We start from the raw sequence: 6,116 nt of genomic DNA on the forward strand, positions 1-6,116 counted from the left end.
ATCAGCGGCAAGAAGCTCCCGCAACGACCGGCCCAGACGCGGATCAACCTCCGCACACACCTCACTCAGCGCCTGCTCGAAGACCGGGAACGCCGCAGCCAACTCCAGACCCATCCGAGGGCGCTGGGAGCCCTGGCCGGTGAACAAGAACGCCGACTTCCCCGCGACAGCCCACTCCCCCGCCGCCACCTCCCCCAACCGGGACAACAACTCCTCCCGGCCCGAAGCCACCACCACCGCCCGCCGATCCAGCAACGCCCGCGACGCCACCGACGAGAAGGCGACATCCGCGACCGACACGTCCGGGTCCGCGGTCAGGCGTTCCCGCAGCCTCCCCGCCTGCGCCCGCAGCACCGCGTCGTTGCGGGCGGAGAGGACCACCGGCACCGCACCGGCGGGCCGGATCACCTCACCGGGTGCGCCCTCGGACCGCTCCTCGGCCGGCGCTTCCTCCACGATGATGTGCGCGTTCGTACCGCTCACGCCGAACGACGACACACCCGCGCGCCGCGGACGACCCTCAACCTGCCACTCCCGCGCCTCGGTCAGCAGCCGGACCTGACCGGACTCCCAGTCGATGTGCGGCGACGGCTCGTCCACGTGCAAGGTCGGCGGCAGCACCCCGTGCCGCATCGCCATCACCATCTTGATCACACCCGCCACACCGGCGGCGGTCGAGGTGTGTCCGATGTTCGACTTGATCGACCCCAGCCACAGCGGATCCCCGTCCCGCTCCCGGCCGTACGTCGCCAACAGGGCGTGGGCCTCGATCGGATCACCCAGCTTGGTGCCCGTACCGTGGCCCTCGACCGCGTCCACCTCGGCCGGGGACAGCCCGGCGTTGGCGAGCGCCTGCCGGATCACCCGTTCCTGGGAAGGGCCGTTGGGCGCGGTGAGGCCGTTGCTCGCACCGTCCTGGTTCACCGCGCTGCCCCGGATCAGGCCCAGGATGCGCCGCCCGTTGCGCTTGGCGTCCGACAGCCGCTCGAGCACCACCAGGCCGAGACCGTCGGAGAAGCCGGTCCCGTCCGCCGACGCCGAATAGGCCTTGCACCGGCCGTCGGGAGCCAGGCCGCGCTGACGGCTGAACTCCATGTGCAGGAACGGCCCGGACAGCACGGTGACACCACCGGCGAGCGCCAGCGAACACTCGCCGGCCCGCAGCGCGGTCACCGCGAGGTGCAGGGCGACGGCGGAGGCGGAGCAGGCGGTGTCGACGGACACGGCCGGGCCCTCGAGGCCGAGGCTGTAGGCGACGCGGCCGGACACCACGCTGGTGGTGGAACCGGTCAGGCGGAAGCCCTCGATCTGGGGGAGGGACCCGGCGGGCATGGCCGCGTAGTCGGACGGGCCGACGCCGCAGAAGACGCCGGTGTCGCTGCCCCGCAGTGTCGTCGGGACGATGCCCGCGTCCTCCAGCGCCTCCCAGGACGCTTCCAGCAGCAGCCGCTGCTGCGGGTCCATCGCGGTCGCCTCACGCGGGCTGATCCCGAAGAAGTCGGCGTCGAACTCGGCGGCGCCGTCGATGAACCCGCCTTCCCTGGCATACACGGTGCCGAGCCGGTCCGGGTCCGGGTCGTAGAGTCGCTCCAGGTCCCAGCCGCGGTCGGTGGGGAACGGGCCGATGCCGTCACCCCCGGAGGCCACCAGTTCCCACAGCTCCTCCGGCGACGTCACCCCGCCCGGGTACCGGCAGCTCATGCCGACGATCGCAAGGGGCTCCCCGTCACGGGACTCGTACTCGCGAAGGCGCGCGCGGGCCTGGTTGAGGTCGCTCGCCATCTTCTTGAGATAGCGGGCGATCTTCTCCTGCTGATCGGTGTTCTCTGCCATTTCCCCGCCCCTTGTCACGCTTCGCCGAACTCGGCGTCGATCATCTGGAAGACCTCGTCCATGGAGGTGGCCGCTTCGATGCGCTCGGCAGCGCTCTCCGCCTCCCCGTCGTCGGCGACGACGGAAAGCAGGCGGCGCAGACGGTCGGCCACGTGGCGCCGTTCGTCGTCGGCGATCGCGGCAAGCATGTCTTCCAGCCTGTTCAGTTCCTTTTCGATGGGTGGTTCGGCGGCGGCGACGCCGCCGAACTCGGCAAGCAGCAGACGCACGATCTCCGCAGGCGTCGGGTGGTCGAACACCAGCGTGGCGGGCAGCCGCATGCCGGTGGCCTTGGTCAGCCGGTTCCGCAGTTCGACGGCACCGAGCGAGTCGAAGCCGATGTCCTGGAACGCGCGCTCGGGCTCGATGGCCGTGGCCGAGGCGTGCCCGAGCACGGCCGCCACCTGGGCACGGACCATGTCCAGGACGATGTGCTCGCGCTCGTCCGCGGCGACTCCGGTCAGCCGATCGCGCAGGGACACGGTCGCGCTCTCCACGCTCCGCACCGGGACGGGGGCCAGTCCGCGCAGTACGGCCGGGATCGTGCCGGCCCGGGCCTGGGCGCGCAGCACGGCCGTGTCCAGCCGGACCGGCGCCAGCAGCGCGGCGTCCGAGGCGAGGGCCTGGTCGAACAGGCCGAGGCCCAGCTCGGCCGTCAACGGCCTCGCCCCCATGCGCTCCAGGCGGGCCAACTCAGCCTGGCCCAGCTGTGCCGCCATGCCCGCGGTGTCCGACCACAGACCCCAGGCCAACGAGGTGGCGGGCAGTCCGACGGCCCGCCGGGACGCGGCGAGCGCGTCCAAGGCCGCGTTGGCGGCGGCGTAGTTGGCCTGGCCGGGGCTGCCCATCAGCGACGCCACCGACGAGAACAGCACGAACGCCGACAGCCCCGCCTCGGCGGTCAGCTCGTGCAGATGCCACGCCGCGTCCGTCTTCGGCCGCATCACCCGCTCGATCTGCTCGGGCGACATCGACTCGACCACACCGTCGTCGAGCACACCGGCCGCATGCACCACCGCCGTCAGCGGACGCTCCACCGAGCCGAGTACGGCAGCCAGTTGCTCCCGGTCGGACACGTCGCAGGCGACCACGCGGGCGTGGCAGCCCAGCCCTTCCAGCTCCGCCACCAACTCGGCGGCGCCGTCGGCCTCCGGGCCACGCCGACTCAACAGCAACAGATGACGTACCCCGTGCGCGGCGGCCAGGTGACGGGCGAACACCGCACCCAGACCACCCGTACCACCCGTGACCACCACCGTGCCCTCCGGGTCGAAGGCCGGCGGCCGGTCGGTCACCGCCGTGGAGGCACGGGCCAGCCGAGGTGCCAGCAACCGGCCACCCCGCACCGCCAACTGCGGCTCCTCCGAGCCCAGCACCGCACCCCAGTCCGGCTCATCACCGTCCAGGTCCACCAGGACGAACCGCCCCGGGTGCTCCGACTGCGCACTGCGCAACAGACCCCACACCGCAGCCTGGGCAACATCCGGAGCCTCACCGTCGACAGACACCGCACCCCGGGTCACCACCACCAGCCGGGCCTCACCCAGCCCCTCACCGGCCAGCCACCGCTGCACCAGCCCCAACGCCTCGGCGGCGGTGGCGTGCACCGAATCGAGGGCGTCGCCCGAGGAGCCGATCGAGGTCAGCACGACCTCGGGCGAAGTCGCACCGTCGGCCAGGGCCTTCTCCAGCGTGACCAGGTCGGCGAACCGCTCCGCGGATCCGCCGACCGCACCGATCGCGACGAGATCGACGGGCCGTGACGCGACGGCCTGCACGGGCTCCCAGTCCATCTCGTACAGGTGACGCTCGCCGTCGCCCCGCGCCGCTTCCAGATGGGCCTGCTCCACCGGGCGGACGTCGAGCCGTCGCAGGCAGGCCACCGGCAGACCGTCCTCGCCCGCGATGTCGAGCCGCAGGGACATCGGGTCCGGCAACGTGATCCGCACCCGGAGCCGGGTGAGGCCGAAGCGCTCCAACTGCACGCCGGACCAGGAGAACGGCAGCCCGCTGGGGTTCTCCTCACCCATGTCGAGCATGCCGAGTCCGCCGTGCAGGGCGGAGTCGAACATCGCCGGGTGGATGGCGAATCCGTCAACCGGGCCGGCCGCCTCGGGCAACGCCAGTTCGACGAGGACCTCGTCGCCCCGGCGCCAGGCGGACTGTACGGCGCGGAAGGCCGGGCCGTAGTCGAAGCCGACGTCGGTGAGGTGGGCGTTCCGGTTGAGCAGCGTGTACAGCTCGGACACGGCGAGCGGCTCGGCATCCGCTGGCGGCCACGGAACCGGCAGCGGCTCCAAGGGCTCCGCCTTGGCGGACAGCCAACCGCGCGCATGGCAGGTCAGCTCGGTGACCTCGTCCTCGCCCGCGTCGATCCGGGAGAAGAAGGCGATCTCGCGGCGACCGTCCTCACCGGCCGCGCCGACCGTGACCCGGATCTGCCGCGTCACGTCGTCCTCCAGGACCAGAGGCGCGGCGATGACCATTTCGTCCACGACGTCGCAGCCCAGCCGCCTGCCGATGGTCAGCGCCATCTCACACATCGCGGTGCCGGGCACCAGCACGATCCCGAACACCATGTGGTCGCGGGTCCACGGCTGCGTCTCCTGGGACAGGCTGCCGGTGAACAGCCACTCGTCGCGGTCACCGACCTGCACGGCCGCCGCCAGGATCGGATGCCGCATCCGGTCCATCCCGGCAGCGGAGGCGTCACCGACGCCGGCCTTGCGGGAGAGCCAGTAGTTCTCGCGCTGGAAGGCGTACGTCGGCAGGTCGACCCGCTGGGCGCCGGTGCCGGCGTAGTAGGCCTCCCAGTCGACTGCGAGGCCGGCGGTGTGGGCGCGGCCGAGGAAGGTGGCGAACGTCTCCCGCTCGCCGTGCTTGGCACGCAGGGCGGGTATGAACGCCGCCTCGGTGTCCTCCACGCACTGCCGGGCCATCGCGGTCAGCACCGCGTCCGGCCCCAGCTCCACAAACCGCCGCACCCCCAGATCCCACAGCGTGCGCACACCATCGGCGAACCGCACCGCCTGGCGCACATGCCGCACCCAGTAATCGGCGTCGAACACCGACACGGGCTCACCCGTCACATTCGACACGACCGGGATACGCGGCTCGGCATACGTCAGCCGCTCCGCGACGGTACGGAACTGCGCCAGCATCGGCTCCATCCGCGGCGAATGGAACGCGTGCGACACCCTCAGCCGGGTCGTCTTACGGCCCTCCCACCGCGGCAGCCACTCCTCCACGGCGTCCGCGTCACCCGACACCACCACCGCCAACGGACCGTTGACCGCGGCGATCTCCAGCCGGCCCTCGAACCCGGCCAGCGACCCGGCCACCTCCGCCTCGGCGGCCTGCACCGCGACCATCGCACCGCCGGTGGGCAGCGCGCCCATCAACCGGCCACGCGCCACGACGAGTTCGGCCGCGTCCGCCAGCGACAGCACCCCCGCCACATGCGCGGCAGCGATCTCACCGACCGAATGCCCGATCAGACAATCGGCACGCACCCCCAGCGACTCCACCAGCCGGAACAGCGCCACTTCCACCGCGAACAACGCCACCTGCGTGAACTCCGTCGAGTCCAGCACATCACCCCCGGCGGCAAGAAGCTCCCGCAACGACCGGCCCAGACGCGGATCAACCTCCGCACACACCTCGGCCAAAGCCTGCTCGAACACCGGGAACGCCGCAGCCAACTCCAGACCCATCCGGGCACGCTGGGAGCCCTGGCCGGTGAACAGGAACGCCGACTTCCCCGCGACAGCCCACTCCCCCGCCGCCACCTCACCCAACCGGGACAGCAACTCCTCCCGGCCCGAAGCCACCACCACCGCCCGCCGATCCAGCAACGCCCGCGACGTCACCGACGAGAAGGCGACATCCGCGACCGACACGTCCGAGTCCGCGGTCAGGCGTTCCCGCAGCCTCCCCGCCTGCGCCCGCAACGCCACATCCGTCCGCGCGGACAGCACCACTGGAACCGGAGCCACGGGCGCGGTCCGTTCCTCCGTCACCGGCTCCTCAGCCGGTGCTTCCTCCACGATGATGTGCGCGTTCGTACCACTCACGCCGAACGACGACACACCCGCACGACGCGGACGACCCTCAACCTGCCACTCCCGCGCCTCGGTCAGCAGCCGGACCTGACCGGACTCCCAGTCCACGTGCGGCGACGGCTCGTCCACATGCAAGGTCGGCGGCAGCACCCCGTGCCGCATCGCCATCACCATCTTGATCAC

At 71.8% G+C, this 6,116-nt stretch carries 2 protein-coding genes; both read right to left on the minus strand.

What is annotated here, in order from left to right; all coding sequences use genetic code 11:
* The coding region (locus KUM38_RS28490) for a type I polyketide synthase (protein ID WP_374227097.1) at positions 1-1,851 on the minus strand (1,851 nt) is incomplete at its 3' end.
* A partial coding sequence (locus tag KUM38_RS28495) for a type I polyketide synthase (RefSeq protein ID WP_217133376.1) occupies positions 1,848-6,116 on the minus strand: 4,269 nt, incomplete at its 5' end. The genes KUM38_RS28490 and KUM38_RS28495, both read right to left, overlap by 4 nt.

This window comes from Streptomyces sp. AC558_RSS880 (assembly GCF_019049255.1).
In the GTDB taxonomy this organism is placed as follows: Bacteria; Actinomycetota; Actinomycetes; order Streptomycetales; family Streptomycetaceae; genus Streptomyces.